At 42.5% G+C, this 21,495-nt stretch carries 22 protein-coding genes; 5 read left to right on the top strand and 17 right to left on the bottom strand.

What is annotated here, in order from left to right:
* Positions 1-107: 107 nt before the first annotated feature.
* Complete coding sequence (gene thiI / locus K358_RS0111100; protein ID WP_027696888.1) at positions 108-1,556, bottom strand: tRNA uracil 4-sulfurtransferase ThiI; 1,449 nt, start codon at positions 1,554-1,556, stop codon at positions 108-110.
* A 243-nt stretch (positions 1,557-1,799) separates the two neighbouring features.
* On the opposite strand from thiI, the gene xseB reads away from it, so the two are divergent.
* From xseB to dxs, 3 genes are read left to right on the top strand one after another with little or no spacing between them, the layout of a single operon-like run.
* A complete protein-coding gene (gene xseB, locus K358_RS0111095) occupies positions 1,800-2,045 on the top strand; it encodes an exodeoxyribonuclease VII small subunit (protein WP_027696887.1) in 246 nt (81 codons plus the stop codon).
* A gap of 1 nt (position 2,046) precedes the next feature.
* Complete coding sequence (ispA, locus tag K358_RS0111090; RefSeq protein ID WP_027696886.1) at positions 2,047-2,931, top strand: (2E,6E)-farnesyl diphosphate synthase; 885 nt, start codon at positions 2,047-2,049, stop codon at positions 2,929-2,931.
* A 27-nt stretch (positions 2,932-2,958) separates the two neighbouring features.
* A complete protein-coding gene (gene dxs / locus K358_RS0111085; protein WP_027696885.1) occupies positions 2,959-4,827 on the top strand; it encodes a 1-deoxy-D-xylulose-5-phosphate synthase in 1,869 nt (622 codons plus the stop codon).
* A gap of 85 nt (positions 4,828-4,912) precedes the next feature.
* Here the strand turns inward: dxs and K358_RS0111080 are convergent, their stop codons facing one another.
* The 10 genes from K358_RS0111080 to nrdR form a co-directional block, all read right to left on the bottom strand.
* Complete coding sequence (locus tag K358_RS0111080) at positions 4,913-5,764, bottom strand: PhzF family phenazine biosynthesis protein (protein WP_027696884.1); 852 nt, start codon at positions 5,762-5,764, stop codon at positions 4,913-4,915.
* Between the two features lie 41 nt (positions 5,765-5,805).
* Complete coding sequence (locus K358_RS0111075) at positions 5,806-6,153, bottom strand: putative quinol monooxygenase (RefSeq protein WP_027696883.1); 348 nt, start codon at positions 6,151-6,153, stop codon at positions 5,806-5,808.
* 21 nt (positions 6,154-6,174) lie between these two features.
* The gene (pgpA, locus tag K358_RS0111070) at positions 6,175-6,687 is read right to left on the bottom strand and encodes a phosphatidylglycerophosphatase A (RefSeq protein ID WP_027696882.1); all 513 of its coding nucleotides are present in this window, start codon (positions 6,685-6,687) and stop codon (positions 6,175-6,177) included.
* Positions 6,688-6,728: 41 nt separating this feature from the next.
* On the bottom strand, positions 6,729-7,724 hold the full coding sequence (gene thiL, locus K358_RS0111065; RefSeq protein ID WP_027696881.1) for a thiamine-phosphate kinase: 996 nt from the start codon (positions 7,722-7,724) through the stop codon (positions 6,729-6,731).
* 82 nt (positions 7,725-7,806) lie between these two features.
* A complete protein-coding gene (nusB, locus tag K358_RS0111060) occupies positions 7,807-8,274 on the bottom strand; it encodes a transcription antitermination factor NusB (protein ID WP_027696880.1) in 468 nt (155 codons plus the stop codon).
* 21 nt (positions 8,275-8,295) lie between these two features.
* Complete coding sequence (gene ribH, locus K358_RS0111055) at positions 8,296-8,763, bottom strand: 6,7-dimethyl-8-ribityllumazine synthase (protein WP_027696879.1); 468 nt, start codon at positions 8,761-8,763, stop codon at positions 8,296-8,298.
* A 157-nt stretch (positions 8,764-8,920) separates the two neighbouring features.
* Positions 8,921-10,030: a bifunctional 3,4-dihydroxy-2-butanone-4-phosphate synthase/GTP cyclohydrolase II gene (gene ribBA, locus K358_RS0111050; RefSeq protein WP_027696878.1), complete on the bottom strand. Its 1,110-nt coding sequence runs from the start codon at positions 10,028-10,030 to the stop codon at positions 8,921-8,923.
* A 74-nt stretch (positions 10,031-10,104) separates the two neighbouring features.
* Positions 10,105-10,764: a riboflavin synthase gene (locus tag K358_RS0111045; RefSeq protein ID WP_027696877.1), complete on the bottom strand. Its 660-nt coding sequence runs from the start codon at positions 10,762-10,764 to the stop codon at positions 10,105-10,107.
* A gap of 22 nt (positions 10,765-10,786) precedes the next feature.
* Positions 10,787-11,938, bottom strand: coding sequence for a bifunctional diaminohydroxyphosphoribosylaminopyrimidine deaminase/5-amino-6-(5-phosphoribosylamino)uracil reductase RibD (gene ribD / locus K358_RS0111040; protein ID WP_027696876.1), 1,152 nt, complete (start codon positions 11,936-11,938; stop codon positions 10,787-10,789).
* Between the two features lie 31 nt (positions 11,939-11,969).
* Positions 11,970-12,419, bottom strand: a complete 450-nt coding sequence (gene nrdR / locus K358_RS0111035; protein WP_027696875.1) for a transcriptional regulator NrdR — start codon at positions 12,417-12,419, stop codon at positions 11,970-11,972.
* Between the two features lie 515 nt (positions 12,420-12,934).
* On the opposite strand from nrdR, the gene K358_RS0111030 reads away from it, so the two are divergent.
* Positions 12,935-13,264, top strand: coding sequence for a hypothetical protein (locus K358_RS0111030; protein ID WP_027696874.1), 330 nt, complete (start codon positions 12,935-12,937; stop codon positions 13,262-13,264).
* Positions 13,265-13,350: 86 nt separating this feature from the next.
* Here the strand turns inward: K358_RS0111030 and glyA are convergent, their stop codons facing one another.
* The gene (gene glyA, locus K358_RS0111025) at positions 13,351-14,601 is read right to left on the bottom strand and encodes a serine hydroxymethyltransferase (RefSeq protein WP_027696873.1); all 1,251 of its coding nucleotides are present in this window, start codon (positions 14,599-14,601) and stop codon (positions 13,351-13,353) included.
* A 388-nt stretch (positions 14,602-14,989) separates the two neighbouring features.
* Here glyA and K358_RS0111020 point away from each other — a divergent pair, with 388 nt between their 5' ends.
* On the top strand, positions 14,990-15,592 hold the full coding sequence (locus K358_RS0111020; protein WP_027696872.1) for a YitT family protein: 603 nt from the start codon (positions 14,990-14,992) through the stop codon (positions 15,590-15,592).
* 84 nt (positions 15,593-15,676) lie between these two features.
* Here K358_RS0111020 and K358_RS0111015 read toward each other — a convergent pair whose 3' ends face one another.
* The 5 genes from K358_RS0111015 to K358_RS0110995 all read right to left on the bottom strand — a co-directional run bounded on the left by K358_RS0111015 (position 15,677) and on the right by K358_RS0110995 (position 21,494).
* On the bottom strand, positions 15,677-16,075 hold the full coding sequence (locus K358_RS0111015) for an MliC family protein (RefSeq protein WP_027696871.1): 399 nt from the start codon (positions 16,073-16,075) through the stop codon (positions 15,677-15,679).
* 274 nt (positions 16,076-16,349) lie between these two features.
* Positions 16,350-17,351: an ABC transporter ATP-binding protein gene (locus tag K358_RS0111010; protein WP_027696870.1), complete on the bottom strand. Its 1,002-nt coding sequence runs from the start codon at positions 17,349-17,351 to the stop codon at positions 16,350-16,352.
* Positions 17,348-18,376 carry an ABC transporter ATP-binding protein gene (locus K358_RS0111005; RefSeq protein WP_027696869.1) on the bottom strand — a complete coding sequence of 343 codons (1,029 nt, stop codon included), beginning with the start codon at positions 18,374-18,376 and terminating at the stop codon, positions 17,348-17,350. The genes K358_RS0111010 and K358_RS0111005 overlap by 4 nt, the downstream gene beginning before the upstream one ends.
* A gap of 187 nt (positions 18,377-18,563) precedes the next feature.
* Positions 18,564-20,414 carry an extracellular solute-binding protein gene (locus K358_RS0111000; protein ID WP_038150112.1) on the bottom strand — a complete coding sequence of 617 codons (1,851 nt, stop codon included), beginning with the start codon at positions 20,412-20,414 and terminating at the stop codon, positions 18,564-18,566.
* Between the two features lie 27 nt (positions 20,415-20,441).
* A complete protein-coding gene (locus K358_RS0110995; RefSeq protein ID WP_027696867.1) occupies positions 20,442-21,494 on the bottom strand; it encodes an ABC transporter permease in 1,053 nt (350 codons plus the stop codon).
* Between the last annotated feature and the right edge of the window lies 1 nt (position 21,495).

Raw genomic sequence — 21,495 nt, 5'->3', positions numbered from 1 at the left:
TGCTTTTTTTATGTCTGAAAATCATCAAATATATATCTCAGAGATAAAAAAACGCCGACTAGAAAGCCGACGTTTTTGTTTATTCTATCTCCCCCCTTAGTTAAGGGTTAAGGGCGATATACTTTAACGTTGTTATAGCCTAAATCTTTGAGATACAAGGCTTGCAAACGGCTCATCACACCACGGTCACAATACAATAAGTATTGCTTGCCCTGATCAAGGTCGCCAAACTGAGTCGCTAACTTATAGAAAGGTAAGTGTTTAATCTCAACACCATCAATTTCTAATGGATTCATATCCTCTTCATCAGGGCTACGAATATCCAGAACGACCGCTTTCTCAGCAATCTCAGCAACTTGTTCTACTTCTGGCGCTTGCTCTTGGCTTTCGGTTTCAATGTCACGGATATCCATCACGCGAGCATTGGCGACCACTTGCTCAAGAATATCGAAGTTGAAATTCAATTCTTCTTTTTCAAGTTTCGCTTTGACCGCTTTCACCGTTGGTTTTTTAGAGATCACGCCACAGTATTCTGGCATCACTTTAGCAAAATCTTCGGTGCCAATTTGACGAGCAACGTTGATAATATCTTCTTTATCCCAGTTAATCAGAGGACGAAGAATCAAAGTATCCGTTACATTATCAATCAAGCGTAGGTTCGTTAGCGTCTGGCTTGATACTTGACCTAACGCCTCACCCGTCACTAAAGCTTCAATACCGAACTTCTCAGCAACCATGCCACCAGCACGCATAAACATACGCTTAAGCACTACGCCCATTTGGCCGTCATCAACGTTTTCAAGAATTTCAGCAACAACAGGTTCAAAATCTACCGCGATGAACTTCACTTTGGCTGAAGAACCGTATTTCTTCCATAAGAAGTGTGCTACTTGCTTCACGCCGATTTCGTGCGCAGGGCCACCCAAATTAAAGAAACAATAATGGGTCTTAGAACCACGTTTGATATGTAGGTAACTGGAAACGCCTGAATCAAAACCACCAGAAATTAAGCTCAATACATCTTCTTGAGTACCAAGCGGGAAACCGCCTAAACCTTTATGACGGGCGATAACTTGGTTTAACTTCTCATTGGCGATTTCTAAATTAACGGTCACTTCTGGTTTGGTCAATTTCACACGAGCAGATTCAACTGCTTGGTTTAAACCACCACCAACATAACGCTCAACTTCAATCGAAGTGAAGTCATGCTGACCACGGCGCTTAACACGTACGACAAAGGTTTTCCCTTCGATAAGTTCGCGGCTTTGCTCTAGCGCTTGCTCATAAATATTGTGCAAGTCGGTAAACTCAGACTGCAACACTTCAAGTGAGTGATGAATACCTGGCGTGTGCGTAATGATTTCAAGCACTTTATCGTAATATTCATCGCTATTGGCAGCGATTTCAATGTGATCACGACGGTTTAATACCGCAACAGACTCTGTTTCGCGCTGGATTATATTGCGAAGATTACGCTCCAGTGTACGAGTGAAACGCTTACGAACCGAGTCACTTTTAACAAAAATTTCTGGATGGGGTTTTACAATAAACTTCATATCATGATTCACTTTTTATCGGATTATTCGACATTATGGCTAAACTCAATTCAGATAACGCCAAAACTAAGGCGCAAAATTATACACGACAATTCATCTAGGCGGAATGTATTTCCTTTATCCCCCCTCTAGGCCACAATTTCCTGCCAATTTTAGGATAAAAAGCAGATTAACCCTTGTTTCACCTCTGCTAGGTCAAATACAATTAACCCTTTCCAGATCATCTATATGAGCAGAATCCACATGGCGAGCAAAAAACCTGAAAACATGAGCTTTGAAGAGTCATTAACCGAGCTAGATACTTTGGTTAATCAACTTGAAAATGGCGATTTAGATTTGGAAGACGCATTAAAGAAATTTGAGCGTGGAATTGCCCTTGCTCGTTCTAGCCAAACCAAATTGACCGAAGCTGAGCAGCGCGTTGAGATTTTGCTAAAAGATGACGATGAGTCAGAATTGATTCCTTTTACTCCTGAAAGTGACATTTAATATGAGCATTTCATTGGCTGACTACCAAACACGAAATAACCAGCAGCTAAACTTGTGGTTAGATAGTATTCCTCATCAGCATCAAACGCTGACTAAAGCGATGCGTTATGGTCTACTACTTGGTGGTAAACGTGCTCGTCCGTATTTGGTTTATATTACAGGGCAGATGTTTGGCTTAACTCTTGAGCAATTAGATACGCCTGCATCAGCCATTGAATGTATTCATGCTTATTCACTAATCCATGATGATTTACCAGCCATGGATGATGATGAACTGCGTCGTGGACAGCCAACTTGCCATATAGAATTTGATGAAGCGACCGCGATCTTAACCGGTGATGCGCTACAAACTCTGGCATTTACTATCCTAGCGGAAGGTTCTTTAGCCGCTGTCAGCGAGCCTCAACGTATTCAGTTAATCAAAGAACTGGCCAATGCTTCAGGCTCTCTAGGTATGTGCATGGGTCAGTCTCTCGATCTTGAAGCAGAAAATCGCCTAGTCTCTATTGAAGAATTAGAAGAGATCCACAGAAACAAAACTGGCGCTCTGATTAAATGTGCAACCCGGATGGGAGCATTTTGCGCCGGAAAAAAAGGCATTGAAGTTATGCCTCATCTAGACCGTTATGCAGAAGCGGTCGGGCTTGCTTTCCAAGTTCAAGATGACATTCTAGATATTATTAGCAACACCGAAATCTTAGGAAAGCCTCAAGGTTCCGATCAAAATTCAAACAAAAGTACCTATCCTGCTCTGCTAGGATTAGAGGGAGCCAAGCAAAAAGCGCAAGACTTGTTACAAGAAGCGCTTCAAGCACTGCAGGCTGTACCTTACAATACTCAGTCACTCGAAGAGTTCGCTCGATACGCCGTCGAACGCAGCCATTAAAATACTCTAATTAAGCGCTAAAATTTTATGACTCTTGATATATCAAAATATCCAACACTCGCACTTGCCAATACACCGGATGAGTTGCGTACCCTACCAAAAGAAAGTTTATCACCGCTATGTGATGAGCTGCGTACTTATTTGCTCAATTCAGTAAGCCAATCAAGTGGCCACCTCGCATCCGGCCTAGGCACTGTTGAACTGACTGTCGCGCTTCACTATGTATATAACACCCCATTTGATCAACTGGTCTGGGATGTGGGCCACCAAGCCTACCCGCATAAAATTTTAACCGGTCGTCGTGAGCGCATGTCTACCATTCGTCAAAAAGATGGCTTGCACCCTTTCCCGTGGCGCGGTGAAAGTGAATATGACACGTTGTCGGTAGGCCACTCTTCTACTTCAATCAGTGCTGCGTTAGGGATGGCGATCAGCGCGCAAAAAGAAGGGAAAGACCGTAAAGTAGTAAGCGTGATTGGTGATGGTGCAATTACCGCAGGTATGGCTTTTGAAGCAATGAACCACGCCGGTGATGTTCACGCTGATATGCTAGTGATCTTAAACGATAATGAAATGTCGATTTCTGAAAACGTTGGTGCCCTCAACAATCATTTAGCTCAATTGCTTACAGGCAACTTCTACACCTCTATCCGCGAAGGTGGTAAGAAAGTGCTATCTAATGTACCGCCAATTAAAGAGCTGGTACGTAGAACGGAAGAACATCTAAAAGGCATGGTCGTTCCAGGAACCATGTTTGAAGAGCTTGGCTTTAACTACATTGGTCCAATCGATGGCCATGACGTTAAAGAGCTGGTCAAAACATTAAAGAACATGCGCGGCTTAAAAGGCCCTCAGTTTTTGCATGTGATGACCAAAAAAGGCAAAGGTTATGAGCCAGCGGAAAAAGATCCGATTGGTTATCACGGCGTACCTAAATTCAACCCGGAAGAAAGCTCACTGCCGAAAAGCAGCGGTGGCAAACCAACTTTCTCTAAAATTTTCGGCGACTTCCTGTGTGATATGGCCGCGCAAGATCCTAAGCTCATGGCGATCACCCCCGCGATGCGTGAAGGCTCAGGCATGGTGCGTTTTTCAAAAGAATTCCCACAGCAATATTTTGATGTGGCGATTGCGGAACAACATGCTGTCACGCTTGCCTCTGGTATGGCAATTGCCGGCCAACATCCGATTGTGGCGATCTACTCAACCTTCCTACAACGTGGTTACGATCAATTGATCCACGATGTGGCAATCATGGATTTACCTGTGATGTTTGCCATTGACCGTGCAGGCTTAGTTGGCGCAGATGGTCAAACTCACCAAGGTGCATTTGATTTAAGCTTTATACGCTGCATTCCAAACATGGTGATCATGGCGCCAAGTGATGAGAATGAATGTCGCCAAATGCTCTACACTGGCCATAAACACCAAGGCCCTAGTGCGGTGCGCTACCCTCGCGGTTCAGGTTGTGGCGTAGACATTCAACCAGACATGACAGAACTTGAGATTGGTAAGGGTCGTATTGTAAAAGAAAGCTCAGCTAAGAAAGTGGCGATTTTATCTTTCGGTACCTTCTTACCAGAAGCATTAAAAGCGGCAGAAAACCTTGATGCTACCGTTGCCGATATGCGCTTTGTTAAGCCACTCGATGAAGAATTAGTGCTGAAACTGGCAGCGGAACACGACGTACTAGTTACCCTAGAAGAGAACGTGATTGCCGGCGGTGCGGGCTCTGGTGTGATAGAGCTGCTAATGCAACGCAAACAAATTAAACCTGTACTGCAACTAGGCTTACCTGATCGCTTTGTCCAGCAAGGCACTCAAGATGAGCTTTATCAAGAGCTAGGTTTGGATGCTGAAGGCATTGAGAAGCAGATAAAGGCTTATTTGGGTTAATTGTTCCATTAAATAGAAAGCCGATAAAAAAGGACGAGCGATCGTCCTTTTTTATTCATAAGCCATTAGAGTTAAATAAGTAGTTCTAAACAAAGCTAATATTTGCAACTTTAACAACATCACCCGACACCCAAATATTGGAAATATTACCTTCCACCGCTTCGACATAAGTTTCTATTTCACTTTCTCGTCCTAAGAAACGCCCTTGTGAAATGATTATATTTGAATTATCAGCAGCTAACTGATGCTTAGTTAAAAATGCAGCTGCGGGTCCTGCAGCACTACCTGTTGCAATATCTTCCACTAACCCTTTATTATCCCAAGTTCTACCTTCAAAGTTAATCACATCCAACACATAAACAAATTTAGCTCCGAAGCGTGTTAATAATATCTCAAAGTCATCAACGGATATGCTGGCGTTTTCAATCCCCCCAATAATAGGAACAATCAAGTAAGGTAAGCCAGTAGAAATGACTTCTAGTGGATAATGAGAGAGGTGGCTTGACGTTAGATTTAAAGCAGAAAGAATGGAGGTAACTTCATCTTTATTAAGTGTATAAATGAACTCAGGGCTACCTTGAGCCATTGAAGCATGAAAGTATTGAGCTGTTTTTTTAGTCATAACACTAACAGAGCTTTTATTAAGTTCTATTACCCATTCTTTCGGCTCAATACTCCCTGACTCTTCATGTAGATGAGCAGCTAAACCAATGATCGGGTGACCTGCAAAATCTAGCTCTTCTTCTGTTGTAAATATTCTAGCTTTGAACGAAGTATTACTGTCACTATTTAACACAAATATAGATTCAAACTGACGCATTTCTTGAGCTAAAGAAAGCATTTCATTTGAATCTAATCGCTCATAATCATAAAAAATAGTTAGTCCATTCCCTGTGAGTTTTTCTTTAGCAAAAACATCAACGAGTTTACATTTCATAATCTGCACCTTATTCCGTAAAGTGTTTGAATCGCTAACTTTTAAAACTTCGGCGCATCAAAATCATTAGGTTCATCGGTGTAAACCGCGACATTCGATTTTGCAACTAAACCAGTTTCTGCCACACATTGTTGTTGGAAGAAGTCAGCAATTTCTTGGCGTTGGCAGTGAGCTTCAAACGCTTCGTTGCTTGCCCAGATTTCATGGAACGCAATTGGGTAGCTTTCACCGCCGGCAAATGGGCTAGTGCGGTGACGAGTCACCACATATTGCAAGCAACCATTTTCACGTAGCGTATTAGGCTCTAGCGCTTGCAGTACTGCAAACAACTCATCTAACTTGCCTTCTTTCGGTTGAAACTGCGCGACACAATACACTTTCTTAGACATCTCATTTTCCCTTAATAATCGTTATAAATACAAAACCACCAGCCATAAACTGATCGCGGCAAAGACGCCAGCCAGCACATCATCAATCATAATGCCAAAACCACCATGCACATGACGATCAAGCAGACTAATCGGCCACGGCTTCACCATGTCAAAAATTCGAAATAGCACAAAACCAATCAGCAAAGTTTGCCAATCATAATGCGGTAATCCCAGTAAAGGTACTACGCTCATGGTGATCCAAAAACCGACGAACTCATCCCACACTATTGCTCCATGATCATGAACTTGCATATCATCAGAGGTTTTCTGGCAAATGGTTATGCCAACTAAAGCGGCAATGAAAACCACGATACCGTAAACAAGCGGCGGCAACTGAACCAATAATAAATAAAAGGGAATAGAAGCTAAGGTTCCCATGGTTCCAGGAACAATTTTTGATAAACCACTGCCAAAGCCTACAGCTAATAAATGCCATGGATTGGATAGCTTAATACGGTCGATAGGGTTTATCTTATCTGGTGTTTGCGACATGTTGCGCCTTATATTGTTGTTATTTTTTGGAGTAGTCTAAATTAATTAAAATGATCAAAACCTTGAGCCTGTTTGGCAGGATCATCATCCGATAACGCTACCCCATTTCGCACTAGGGTGATATCACAAAGCGAAGTTTCAGCGTTTGCGATAATTCGACCAATACAAGTTAACTGACAGCCCACTTTATCTGCAATGTCATTTAAAGCCGCTTTATTTTCAGAGGCGACGGTAAAGCACAGCTCATATTCTTCACCACTCTTTAATGCAGCCAATTGTGCTTGCAACTTATCACCATAAAACTCAGTCGCTTGCTGCGTGATAGGTAGACTAGCAATATCAAGTTGAGCACTCACTTTAGAGCGCTTTAAAACATGCTTGAGATCTGACATCAATCCATCGGAAATATCAATACAACTCGTGGCATGATGACGCAGTCGTTCAGCGAGTTTAATTCGAGATTGCGCATAAAAGTGACGTAATACCAATTCTTTAGCATGAGGTTTACTCGCATCATCAGGATTGAGGATAACACTTAAACCGGCCTGACTATCACCTAGATTGCCGCTGACAAAAACCCAGTCGCCTACCTGAGCACCACTGCGTGTCAGGGCTTGGCCTTTAGGCACGACACCTTGAATAGTAAAAGAAATACTCAATGGGCCTTTGGTGGTATCTCCTCCAATCAATTGTAAATTATGCGCATCCGCCAGTTCGAACATAGCGTCACAAAAAGGTGCTAACCAAGCCTCATCAATTTCCGGCAAGCTGATCGCCATGGAAAACCAAGCGGGCGTGGCTCCCATTGCGGCTAAATCACTAATATTCGACATTAATGCTTTATACGCGACAGCGGCTGGATCAGCATCGGCTAAAAAATGCGTCCCTAGTACCACCGTGTCGGTACTAATTGCGATCTGATAACCATCGGGCGGTGACACTAATGCACAATCATCACCTAAGGCTAAATCGACATCTTTGCGATTAGCTTGACGATGTGCAAAATATTTATCAATAAGATTAAATTCACCAGGCATGGCGTTACTCTATATAGAACTTAAAAGCTGATTATACAAAAAAGGCCAGCACTTGGCTGACCTTTGGTAATAATTCAAAAAATTACTTTTTACGAACGTGCGGCGCAGCTTTATCAAGCACACCGTTGATGAACTTATGACTATCTTCTGCAGCAAAGACTTTAGCAAGCTCAATCGCTTCGTTGATCACCACTTTGTATGGTACATCATCGCGCTTAGTCATTTCATACATCGCCAGGCGAAGTAACGCTAATTCCATCATATCCAAATCTTGCATTGGGCGAGAAAGGTATGGGCGTAACTTGCTGTCTAATTCCATGTTTGTGTTCACGACACCTGACAGTAAGTCTTGAAAATAAGCAACATCTGTTTCTGGTGCTTTTAAGCTAGGTTCACCTGCATGATGCTCTTCTTCATCATACTTTTCACCGGTTAAAAACTGATGTTCAATAGTTGCCACATTTTCTTTAGTGACTTGCCAAGAATAAATCGCTTGTAGTGCGAATTGACGTGCATTACGACGTGCGGCTGGTTTCACGCGAGCCCCCATTAGGAATTAGATTGCAAAAAATTAGTTAATTTCATTTAGAACGTTGATCATCTCAAGTGCGCTAAGAGCAGCTTCTTGCCCTTTGTTACCAGCCTTGGTGCCTGCGCGTTCAATCGCTTGATCGATTGTATCAACAGTCAATACGCCAAATGCTACTGGAAGACTATATTCCAAAGACACTTGAGCTAGACCTTTATTACACTCACTACATACATAATCAAAGTGTGGTGTACCACCACGGATAACCGTACCAAGTGAAACAATCGCATCGAACTTACCAGTCTTTGCTACACGTTGTGCAACAAGTGGTAATTCAACAGCACCTGGGCAACGAACAACGGTAATGTTGTCATCGCTTACTTGGCCGTGACGCTTCAATGTGTCAATCGCACCTGAAAGTAAACTTTCGTTAATAAAGCTGTTAAAACGAGAAATAACGATAGCAATTTTTGCATTCGGAGCGGCAAAAGCACCTTCGATTACTTTCATAAGTTATCCTTTAACTATTTTCTAGAGAGTGAGAATCGGCGGATTCTACCACAAATTTGTGAGCGATATCTATTGGTAATTCGTTTCTCGTTGCTCGGAAGCTCGTGACTCGAATAAAAGCTTTTTCAAGCAACGAGTAACGAGCTCCCGAAAAACGTTACTCTGTTACATAATCCACAACATTCAAGCCGAAACCTGATAGTGCGTGGTAACGTTTATCCGACGACGATAATAAGCGCATATCTTTTACACCTAAATCAGCAAGGATCTGAGAGCCTACCCCTACACGGCGTGACGTACCCTGCTTTTTCGCCATCACTGGCGCTGTGGCATTATCTTGTTGCTCGAATACTTTGACTTTATGAATGATCGATTCTGCGGTTTCTTCTTTACCTAGAATCACTAACACACCACCTTCTTGGTTAATGCGCTGCATTGCTGCATCTAAAGACCAACTACGATCACTTGAGCGATTCGAATGCAATAAATCCGTGAACGTATCTTGCAGGTGAACACGCACCAAACAAGCATTATCAGTCACATTACCTTTACGTAGTGCATAGTGAATTTGGTTATCAATCGTGTCGCGGTAAGTCACTAGGTCAAACTCACCAAATTCTGTCGGCAATTTACACTCCGCCACACGTTCAATGGTGGTTTCGGTGTTGTTACGGTATTCAATTAAATCAGCAATAGTGCCTAATTTGATGCCGTGTTTTTCAGCAAATACTTCTAAATCTGGACGACGTGCCATTGTGCCGTCATCATTTAAGATTTCCACGATAACAGAAGCTGGCTCTAGGCCTGCAAGGCGTGCTAAATCACAACCAGCTTCAGTATGACCTGCGCGGGTTAACACGCCACCATCTTGTGCCGCTAGCGGGAAGATGTGACCCGGCTGTACTAGGTCGGCCGCTTTAGCATTTTTAGCAACTGCCGCTTGAACGGTTACTGCACGATCCGCGGCTGAAATACCGGTTGTTACGCCGTCTGCTGCTTCAATTGAAACCGTAAAATTAGTAGTGTATTGAGCATTGTTATCTTGCACCATTGGCGGTAAGCCTAGGTTATGACAACGCTCTTTGGTCAGGGTGAGACAAATCAAACCACGACCGTGAGTGGCCATAAAGTTAATCGCTTCTGGCGTGATATGTTCCGCGGCCATGATAAGATCGCCTTCGTTTTCACGATCTTCATCGTCCATTAAGATAACCATCTTACCTAGACGAATATCATCAATAATTTCTTTTGAACTGCTAATTGGCATATTGAATTCCTAACTATTCTGCTGATGCTGACTTGGCTGCAAATAACCCGAAAATAAAGTTAAACTAAATAAGGTTAAGCAAAGCCATTTTTTTGCAATAAGTCCATAGTAACGCGAGAAGCTGGCGTCTCTTCTTCTTCCGCTTTACCGGTAATTAATCGTTCTAAATAACGGGCGATCACATCGACTTCTAAATTGACTTTTCGTCCAACCACAAAGCTATTGACGGTCGTTTCTTGTGAGGTATGCGGAACAATTGTGATTTTAAAGGCATTTTTACGCACATCATTGACGGTTAAACTAATACCATCAATAGTGACAGAACCTTTCTCGGCAATGTAACGAGCGAGATGGCTTGGTACTTCAATCCAATACTCCATCGCACGACCAACGGGTTGGCGATCGACAATCACACCCACATCATCGACATGGCCAGAAACAATGTGTCCACCAAAACGGGTCGAAGGTAACATGGCTTTTTCTAAGTTGACTGCTTCGCCCACTTGATACTGTGAAAAACCCGTGCGCTTTAAGGTTTCTAATGATAAATCAGCGCTATAACTACGTTGATCAAATTCCACTACTGTCAGGCAAACACCATTAGTTGCGATGCTATCACCTAGGTGTACATCTGACATATCAAGCTTACCGGCATCAACCTTAATGGTGACATCTTCACCTTTAGGAGTAATCGCTAAGATAGTACCGACCGCTTCAACAATTCCTGTAAACATAACGTCTCTTTCTCATTAAATTCTATTTTTGCTTGATGGCTGCGGTTAAGCGAATATCACTGCCCACCATGCGCACATCTTGAATATCAAGTTCGATCACATCGCTCATTGAGCTTAGGCCACATAGTTGAGTTAAACCACGACCATCGGTGCCCATCAATTTTGGTGCAAGATATACAATCAATTCATCAACACAATTTTGCTCAATTAAACTCGCGGCTAACTGCGCGCCAGCTTCGACCCATATATGGTTAATATTATGCTCATCGGCAAGCTGCTTTAATACACTAGGCAGATCAAATTGCTGTTCAACCACCTTAGCGACTACCGATTGCTGGCTAGGTTTAAAGGAAGTAGGCACTTCAATAGCTGAATCATGCAAGGTTAGAATCTCGCCTTGCTGTTGCCATAATTTCAAATCAGCATATTCAATGCCTTGCAACTTAGCTTGTCGATCGAGCACAACTCGTACAGGCTGGCGTAGTGAATTTTGTTGATAAACCGCTTGAATTGACTCAGGGAGATCTTGCCAACGAACATTAAGCGATGCGTTATCATCGATCACCGTTTTGGCGGTAGACAAAATTGCGCCCGCTTTGGCTCGGTAAGCTTGTACATCTTGACGTGCTTTGGGGCCAGTAATCCATTGGCTATCGCCATTCGCCAGTGCGGTTTTACCATCAAGGCTGGCGGCCAATTTAAGCTGTACAAATGGCATCCCTGTTTTCATTCGTTTAATAAAACCGGGATTGAGATTAATGACATCTTGCTCAAGCAAACCGACATCCACTTGAATGCCAGCCTCACGCAACATTTGAATGCCTCGGCCTGCCACTTGAGGGTTGGGATCTTGCATCGCACACACTACCCGAGCAACTTGCGCTTTAATTAATGCTTCCGCACAAGGTGGCGTACGACCATAATGAGAACAAGGCTCTAAGGTGACATAAGCGGTTGCGCCTGTGACTTGATCAGCCGCTTGACGCAAGGCATGAACTTCCGCATGGGGTTGCCCTGCTTTAAGGTGCGCTCCCTGCCCAATCACCGTCTGATCTTTGGTGATCACGCAACCAACGTTAGGGTTTGGCGCAGTGGTATAAATCCCTTGCTTTGCCAAAGCGATCGCTTGAGTCATCATTTGATAATCAAAAGCAGAAAACACGGCTTGAGTCATGACTTTATTCCAATATCTGAAGGCAAAACGATTAATCTTCTAAGCGTGCGATTTCTTCGCCAAATTCGCGGATATCTTCAAAGCTACGGTAAACCGAAGCAAAACGAATATAAGCAACTTTATCGAGAGTTTTGAGTTGTTCCATCACTAGATTGCCAATCATTTCACTCGGCACTTCACGTTCACCGGTGGCGCGCAATTTCGATTTAATGGTACTGATCGACAATTCAATTGCATCGGCACTGACAGGACGTTTTTCCAGCGAGCGTTGAATACCACCAATCATTTTATCTTCATCAAAAGGTTCGCGATTACCATTGGTTTTTATCACTTTAGGCATCACTAATTCTGCGCTTTCAAAAGTAGTAAAACGTTCACTACAAGCAAGGCATTGGCGACGACGACGTACTTGATGACCATCGGCAACTAAGCGCGAATCAATTACTTTAGTGTCATTTTCAGAACAAAATGGGCAGTGCATCCTCTCTCCCTCGAGTCAGAGTCGTATTTTATCGCTTTAGTTTATCCGAAATAACTAGGCTTAGCGACTGCACACCTAGGCTTGATCGTCATTATCGAATAAATTTTATCCCTAAGTTGAGCAAAGTTTGCGATAAGGTTACACTTACGTATACCCAAGTGACCTCAAGATGCAGAATTCAGAGCTATCATCCAGACCTTTAGGCAAGGAAGATTGGCGAAGGAATGTAAGCACCTTTCAAACCAATCTGACGCTGTATAAAGGTTTGGATGAAGCTCCCGAAGGGCAAGTTAAAACAAGCTTTATGCAGCGTTAAATTGAACAGAGATAGAATAACTATGATCATACTCAATTTGCCTTGCCTAAAGCTTGTTTTATTCTTGCTGAAACTTGCATCTTGAGGTTACTTGGGTATAACAGTTTCAGTGATTGCCTAGCTCCTATTGTATACGCTCGCAATCATTCACATTTTGGTCCGGTTATTATCTCAACGGATAAATATAGGAAGTAGCAATATGAAATATGTAGGATTAGCAGGGTTGCTAGTATTAGCCTTATCAGGTTGTTCATCTCCCACTCAAGAAGACAACTACCTAGATGCATCTTTCCAACTTTGTAATACAGAAGTGAAAGTATTCTCCACCAGCGATGATGGCAAAGTTCGTATCGTTTGTGCCGATGGTTCTAAATTTGCTATGGATAACGCAAAGACATTAGATACCATGCAAGACTTAAACGCCTCTTACTGCTCAGGCGGTGGTCTTGGTCAGTTTAACGAAAGCTCTCGTTACTACATGTTCAAATGTAAGTCTGGCTCGATGATCAGCATTAACAAAGACGACTAATTCGAGCTTGAAGCTTCAAGCTTCAAAGACATAATAAAGCCCCAGTTTGAAGTTCAAACTGGGGCTTTATTTTTTATGAAGAAATATTATGCGTAAACCGGTTTGCGCTTACAAATTTCTAGAACTTTTGCTTTAGTTGCTTCAATCACAGACTCATCACCCATGTTGTCTAGAATGTCACACATCCAGCCAGCTAGGTTCTTCGCGTCTTCTTCAGTAAAGCCACGACGAGTGATTGATGGAGAACCAACACGGATACCAGAAGTCACAAATGGGCTACGTGGATCGTTTGGTACTGAGTTTTTGTTTACTGTGATGTTAGCTGAACCTAGAGCGGCATCGGCTTCTTTACCAGTAATATCTTTGTCTATTAGATCAACAAGGAATAAATGGTTTTCAGTTGAACCAGAAACGATGTTGTAACCGCGAGCGATAAATTCAGCAACCATCGCTTTAGCATTAGCAACAACGCGAGCTTGGTATTCTTTAAACTCTGGCTCTAGTGCTTCTTTGAAAGCAACCGCTTTTGCTGCGATTACGTGCATTAAAGGGCCACCTTGACCGCCAGGGAATACCGCTGAGTTTAGTTTCTTATAAAGATCTTCACCTTCATTAGAAAGAATCAAACCACCGCGTGGGCCAGCAAGCGTTTTATGAGTAGTTGTTGTCACTACGTGTGCATGAGGTACTGGGTTCGGGTAAACACCAGCAGCGATTAGACCTGCAACGTGCGCCATATCAACGAAGAAGTAAGCACCTACTTTGTCTGCAATTTCACGCATACGCGCCCAATCACATACTTGAGAGTAAGCTGAGAAACCACCGATGATCATCTTAGGCTTGTGCTCAACCGCTAATGCTTCCATTTCTTCGTAGTTGATTTGACCCGCTTCATCAATGCCGTAAGGAATGATGTTGTAAAGCTTGCCAGAGAAGTTTACTGGAGAACCGTGAGTTAAGTGACCACCGTGTGCTAGGCTCATACCCAATACTGTATCACCAGCATTTAGTAGTGCCATGTAAACGGCGTTATTCGCTTGAGAACCAGAGTGAGGCTGTACGTTTGCGTATTCTGCGCCGAATAATTCACAAGCACGTTCAATAGCAAGAGTTTCTACTTTATCAACGTACTCACAACCACCGTAGTAACGCTTGCCAGGATAACCTTCTGCGTACTTATTGGTTAGCTGAGAACCTTGAGCTTCCATTACACGTGGGCTGGTGTAGTTTTCTGAAGCGATAAGCTCAATGTGCTCTTCTTGACGAAGAGTTTCTTCCTGAATTGCGGTAAAAAGATCCGCATCGTAATCCGCAATGTTCATATCACGCTTAAGCATTTGTATCTCCTGGTTCAGATTATCTGAAAGTCCTAAAAAACCCGAAAGGTCCATAAAAACGGTAAGTTTCGTAAAAATACAGCCAACGACGCAAAGCAAACGTTTTCGTCACTGTTTTGATGGGTGCTATTCTACCTAATTTGATCCATATCAGAAAGTAGCAATCTCAACTTTCTGCATGCAAAAACTTAACGATTAGGTTGAAGGAAAGTCATAGTGAACAGATTACCACCACTTTTATTACATAGTGTACAGACTACATAATAAGTTTACATTTACGTAAACATTAAAATACAACTTGTTAACCATGATTTTCTAACAAAAGTACCATAATCACAATTCATTGATTAGAATTTTGCTGGTTATAGACAGGGAAATCATTTCAATGATGGAAAAACACACAAAACGAGAAGATGGGATAGCATTGTTAGTCGGCAGTTTTTTAGTGGCATTAGGGGTATTTTTCCTATCATCAGCACAACTCATCACTGGCGGCACCGCGGGATTAGCACTATTATTCAGCCAGCTTTCCACTTTATCTTTTGGAACTTTATATTTTTTTATTAACCTACCATTTTATGCTTTAGCTTGGCTACGATTTGGTAAAACCTTTGCGGTTAATAGCCTGATCTGTGGTGCGTTAGTCGCGGTTTTTGCTGATCAACTACACAACGTTATCGTTCTAAGCAAGATCAATGAGATTTTTAGCGCAATAGCCGGTGGGTTATTAATTGGTATTGGTATGTTGATTTTATTTCGTCACCGTTCAAGTTTAGGCGGCTTTAATGTGATGTGTTTATTAATCCAAGATAAGACAGGAATTTCTGTTGGTAAAACTCAAATGCTGCTCGATTGCAGTATTGTTCTTGCATCACTGCTTTTTGTGTCTACTTGGACGATTTCCCTTTCAGTACTTGGCGCGATTGTATTAAACATCACATTAGCAATGAACCATAAGCCAACTCGCTATACTGTTAGATACCAGCAGTAGCTAAATACCAGTAATAAATGTACCTAAGCCATAATGACAAAAAGGGCTCAACGGCCCTTTTTTGTATTGTAGTTTTAAGCGCTTTTATTCTTTAACTTGAAAGCAATCGGTGAAGGTTTCATGATTTAAAGTAATGGTGGCTCTATCCCCTTTTTCCCAAAATGTTTGCATGCCATCAACCGAGGCATATTTGCTGCCTGATGCTGACTCCACTCGAATAAGTGGATAAGACCCGGAACGCTCAACCAGCATCGCTTGTTCCTGACCGGTATATTCAATCAAGAAAGGCTTTTCAAACTTACCTTGCGACTCACTTTCCGACTGTTCAATTCGACATGTATAAGCAACACTCGTCACCTTAACACCATCAACTAAAGTCGTTGTCGCAATATTTTCTGACGTTGACGGCTCTTCCACCGTGGTACAGCCTGCTAGCAATGCAATGGAAAACGCTGTCAATAAAAACGACTTACTGCATGTCATAAATCACCATCTAAATTAATTATACCCAAGTGACTTCAAGATACAGAATTCAGAGCTATCATCCAAACTTTTAGGCAAGGAAGATTGGCGAAGGAATGTAGGCACCTTTCAAACCAATCTGACGCGGCATAAAGGTTTGAATGAAGCTCCCGAAGGGCAAGTTAAAACAAGCTTTATGCTACGTTAAATTGAACAGAGATAGAATAACTATGATCATATTCAATTTGTCTTGCCTAAAGCTTGTTTTATTCTTGCTGAAACTCGCATCTTGAAGTTACTTGGGTATATATAAAAAACACGAAACAGAATGATGTGAATTTTTATCTTCCATCAAAACAGGTTGTTGTTGACATTTTGGCATGACTTTAGGGCAACGTGAAGCAAAGCGGCAACCTTTAGGCCTGTCAATTGGTGATGGAATGTCCCCTTTTAATAAAATTCGCTCACCAATGCCTTGCTCTTCCAGCCTAAGTTTGGCATTTCTGTATTTAGGGTGAGTTATGGGAATTGCCGATAATAAAGATTGGGTATACGGATGTTTCGGGTGCTGATAAACCTGCTGCGCCTCGCCATATTCGACAATTTGACCGAGGTACATCACAGCAATTTTATCGGAAATATGACGAATTACCGATAAATCGTGAGCGATAAAAATTAACGTCAAATCCATTTCTTTTTGCAACTCAAGCAGCAGGTTTAGTATTTGCGCTTGAACCGAAACATCTAATGCAGATACCGACTCATCACACACCACTAACTTCGGCTTTAATGCAATCGCGCGTGCAATACCAATTCGCTGCTTCTGCCCTCCAGAAAACTCATGCGGGTAACGTTCAGCTGCATCTGGCGTTAAGCCTACTTTTACCAGCAACTCTGATACCCATTGTTTTCTTTCCGCTTCACTACCCAACTTATGGATCACAAATGGCTCTTGCAAAATCATCCCTACAGTATGGCGAGAGTTTAATGATTCAGTAGGATCTTGAAACACCATCTGCATTTCTTGGCGTAAAGAACGCATCGCCTTGTTATCAAGTTGACAAATATCTTGCCCTTCAAACAAGATTTGCCCACTAGTCGGTTCATATAATCGCAATAAACTACGACCTAGGGTACTTTTTCCACAACCAGATTCGCCAACGATGCCTAAGGTTTCACCTTTATTGACCACTAAAGAAACATCGTCAACCGCATGAACGGTATAGCCTTTTTTCAGTAAGCCTTTTGCTGAATGAAAGTACTGCTTAAGATTTTTAATCCTAACTAACTCACTCATACTACTGACTCCTGACGCTTATCTTTGATGCGTAAATCAGACCAGAAGTGGCAGCTAATTTGGTGTTCAGCATTTTTCATTTCTAAAACAGGATCTTGCTGCAAGCATTTCTCTTGTTGATAAGGACAACGTGAAGCAAAACGACATCCCTCGGGCATATTATTAAGATTGGGCACCGAGCCTTCAATGGTCGGCAAAATGGCTTTTGGAATCGACAGACTATTCGGCATAGAAGCCAGTAGCCCTTTAGTATATGGATGACTTGGATAATCGAACAATTCAAACACATCAGCTTGCTCGACGACTTTCCCGGCATACATCACTACCACTTGGTCGCAAATTTCGGCAACGACTCCCAAGTCATGGGTGATGAAGATAATCGACATACCAGTTTCTTGTTGCAGTGATTTCATCAAGTCTAAAATTTGCGCCTGTACTGTCACATCGAGCGCCGTAGTCGGTTCATCACAAATCAACACATCTGGTTTACACGCTAAGGCAATCGCAATCATCACACGCTGACGCATCCCGCCAGATAATTGGTGGGGAAACTCCAACATCCGCTGTTTGGGGGAAGGGATGCCAACTTTTTCTAGCATTTCGAGTGACAATTGATAGCGCTGTTTTTTCTTCAATGTAGGTTGATGTAATTGATAGACTTCCATCAATTGCTTACCAATAGTATGAACAGGATTCAGCGCCGTCATAGGATCTTGAAATATCATTGAAATAGCATTGCCACGCATTTGATACATTTGTTCCGCAGGAAGTTTCGCTAAATCATCAACCTTGTCTTGATGAGCATATTCAATACTTCCCGACACCACCTGACCAAAAGGTTTTGGTAGTAACCTCATTATCGACATTGCCGTGACGCTTTTACCGCAACCTGACTCTCCGACTAGGCCGATGGTTTTTCCTTTTGGCACATGGAAAGTCACACCATCAAGCACACGAACTTGACCATTATCGGTTTCAAATTCAGTGCAAAGATTATTGACAGTTAATACTGTGTTTATTGTCATTAGGTGCCTATTTTAAGCTTATCAGTTCCTGGTTCCTGGTTCCTGGTTCCTGGTTCCTGGTTCCTGGTTCCTGGTTCCTGGAAGATAGTTTTCAACACCGAATAGTACAAAGCAAATATATAAGTGACTATTTTGCTGTAAATACTCAGCGCCTACCCTCTAGGAACTAGGGTCTAGGGTCTAGGGTCTAGGGTCTAAAGCTTTCATCCTTTATCGTCACTGGCTCAAACGCTTTACCTGAATCCATCGCGTCTTTGGTTTCTTTTTTCGCGTCTTGATCGATCCAAAAAGTACCTAAACTGCCAACAAAACCTGAAGGATAAAATAATGCCTCAGTTTGTTTAGTCGCCATCTCTTTTGGCAACTTCATCCAACGCCAGTACCCTTCACGCACATAAGGAACGCTGTAGCCTGGGATCACCACTTTGGCCTCATACACTTTCTGTTGGATTTGACGAGATAGTTGATGCTTATTGGTTAAATCAAATTCATTACGATAAGACTCAATTAACTTATCCAGTTCAGGTGAGCTGTAGTTAGTGAAGTTATTGTTTTGTGGTTTATTGGCAAATTCAGAGGAGAAATACTGCCAGTACACCGGAATACGTGAGGCTGACATATCATGAAATGACAATTGATGTTTTTTCTCAAGCACATACTTAAACATGCTGGAACCATCGATCAGATTAAGCGTTAAGTCCAGACCGGCCAATTTGGCTTGCTCACGTAAATAAGCAATGCGCGGAGTATGCGCTGGCGTGGCGTAGGTCACAGCAAAGCTAAGTCGCTGACCTTTATCATTTTGGCGGATGCCATCTGGGCCAATTTGGGTAAAGCCGGCTTTTTCAAAGAACGAAGCCGCTAATTTAGGATCAAATTTAGGCGCAGTAATATCCGGCTGATCATAGTCGCCATGCCCGCTGCCCATTGGATTATTTTTACGAACATAATCGTTACGCAGAATTTTATCCAACATGCCGTCATAATCCATCGCATGCATTAAACCCTGACGTACATTGATATCATCTAGCAGTGGCATCGCGGTATTCAACCAAATGCCTCCAGCTCCTACTGGCGCTTGGTTAAATGCCCACGCTTTATGGATATAGCCTTTATCGTAATTTTCGCCAACCGCTTTATCATGCCAAAGAGTAGGACGCACCAAAGCAAATGAGTCTAGCTGACCTTTTTCAAAATACTTAAACGCAATATCCGGATCTCGAATCACCTTGATACTGATTTTTTCAACATTAAAACGATGTTGATAGTACTTATTACTGTAGCCCCACCAGTCTTTCACATGCTTAAAGCTAACCGCTTTGCCTTTATCAATATCATTAATGTGATACGGGCCTACGGTTGGCTGCGGCTTAAAGTTATAACGACGGACAAAATCATCTGCAATGCCATCGCCATTTTCATCTTTACGAGGGTTAGCATAAAAATGAGCAGGAATTGGTGACAGGTTGACATAATCCATCAACTCATCGGGATTTCTTGGTTTACCGGAAACCACTGCGATAGTGTGATCATCATAAGCAATCACATCACTGACTTCATTGGTGTAAAAGTCGTTGTACCACGGCGCGACGATATCTTTCGAGCGCATCATTTGCAAAATAAAGGTGAAGTCTTTGGCGGTAACTGGTTTGCCATCGCTCCATTTTGCTTTGGGATCAAGCTTGAAATAAACCGTTTTATGATCATCGGAAAATGCCCAAGAAGTGGCAATCGATGGTAGCCAATTATCAGTATTAGGGTGCCTATCTAGCAGCGCCATCGTGGAACGTGTCCAAGAAGCAAAACCACCATTAGCATCAGGGCCGACAGTACGGAAAGTTTGAGGAAAGCTCGCCATGTAGGTGTGATAAATACCACCAAACTTAGCTTCGGGTGAGGCAAAAATAGGATCGTTATTATTAGTCTGCCAATCTAAGTTGTCTGGCAATTGCGCGGCATGAGCGAAACTACTGGAAAACGCCACAGTTAATGATATTCCACACAACCATAATGAGCGTAATTTAGTCGGTTTTATCATTGTTTTTCCTTAAACGTTTATTCTATTTTAAACATATTTGGTAAAGCGCTTGGGATCAAAGGCTTCACGAATGGCTTCACCAATAAATGTCACCATAATCAATACGGATACAATTGCCGTCACCACAGAAATCGCAATCCAAGGTGCATCGAGATTAGACTTACCTTGCTGCAACAATTCCCCCCAACTCGGTGTCGGAGGCATCAAGCCTAATCCTAGGTAGTCTAATGCGGTTAACGCTGTAATATTGGCGACAATGGTAAAAGGTGCCAGCGTGACTATCATCACCATAGTATTGGGCAAAATATGATGAAATAAAATTCGCCAATTTGATGCACCTAATGCTTTCGCAGCCAGCGTATATTCTCGCGCCTTTTCTTTATACGTCATGGTTCGCATGTACCAAGTCATGCCCATCCAACCAAACAATACATTGATAAAGGTAAATAGCATAAAGCTGGGTTGCATAATGGAGACTAAGATCATAATCACATACAAAAACGGCACCATTGACCAAATTTCGATAAACCGCTGAAAGAAAAGATCAAACTTGCCGCCCCAAAATCCCATCACACAGCCAACGGTTACACCAATCGCATACGAAATCGCCATGGTTAGCAACGCAAAGCCCATGGCAATCCTAAAGCCATATAGCAGACGTGCGAGAATATCCCGTCCTATGGTATCGGTTCCTAAATAGTGTTTACTTGCCATGCTTGGCGCTGCGGGAGGAAAGTCGCTATCAAAATCTTGTTCATAAGGATTCCAAGGCACCAGCGGCATAATCACCAAGCCTTGCGGATCTTTGTCGTTTATCACTTTTTGCAGTCGGCGGTAATTGGTTTCAGCCTGATAACCAAGGTCGAAGGTACTACCGGAAATCACATCCGCGTAAGTTGGAAAATACCATTGGTCTTGATACTTCACCACAATGGCGCGACTATTTACCAGTAGCTCAGCTAATAACGCGAGCACAAATAAAAACGTTAGGATCATCAGTGACCAATAGCCACGTTTGATCGCTTTAAAGCGTTTGATTTTCTTTTGAGTTAACGGATTTGAAATAAAGGCTAAACTCATA

The sequence above is a fragment of the Vibrio litoralis DSM 17657 genome (assembly GCF_000426765.1).
Classification (GTDB): Bacteria; Pseudomonadota; Gammaproteobacteria; order Enterobacterales; family Vibrionaceae; genus Vibrio; species Vibrio litoralis.
This window is presented reverse-complemented; position numbering and strand designations above follow the sequence as displayed.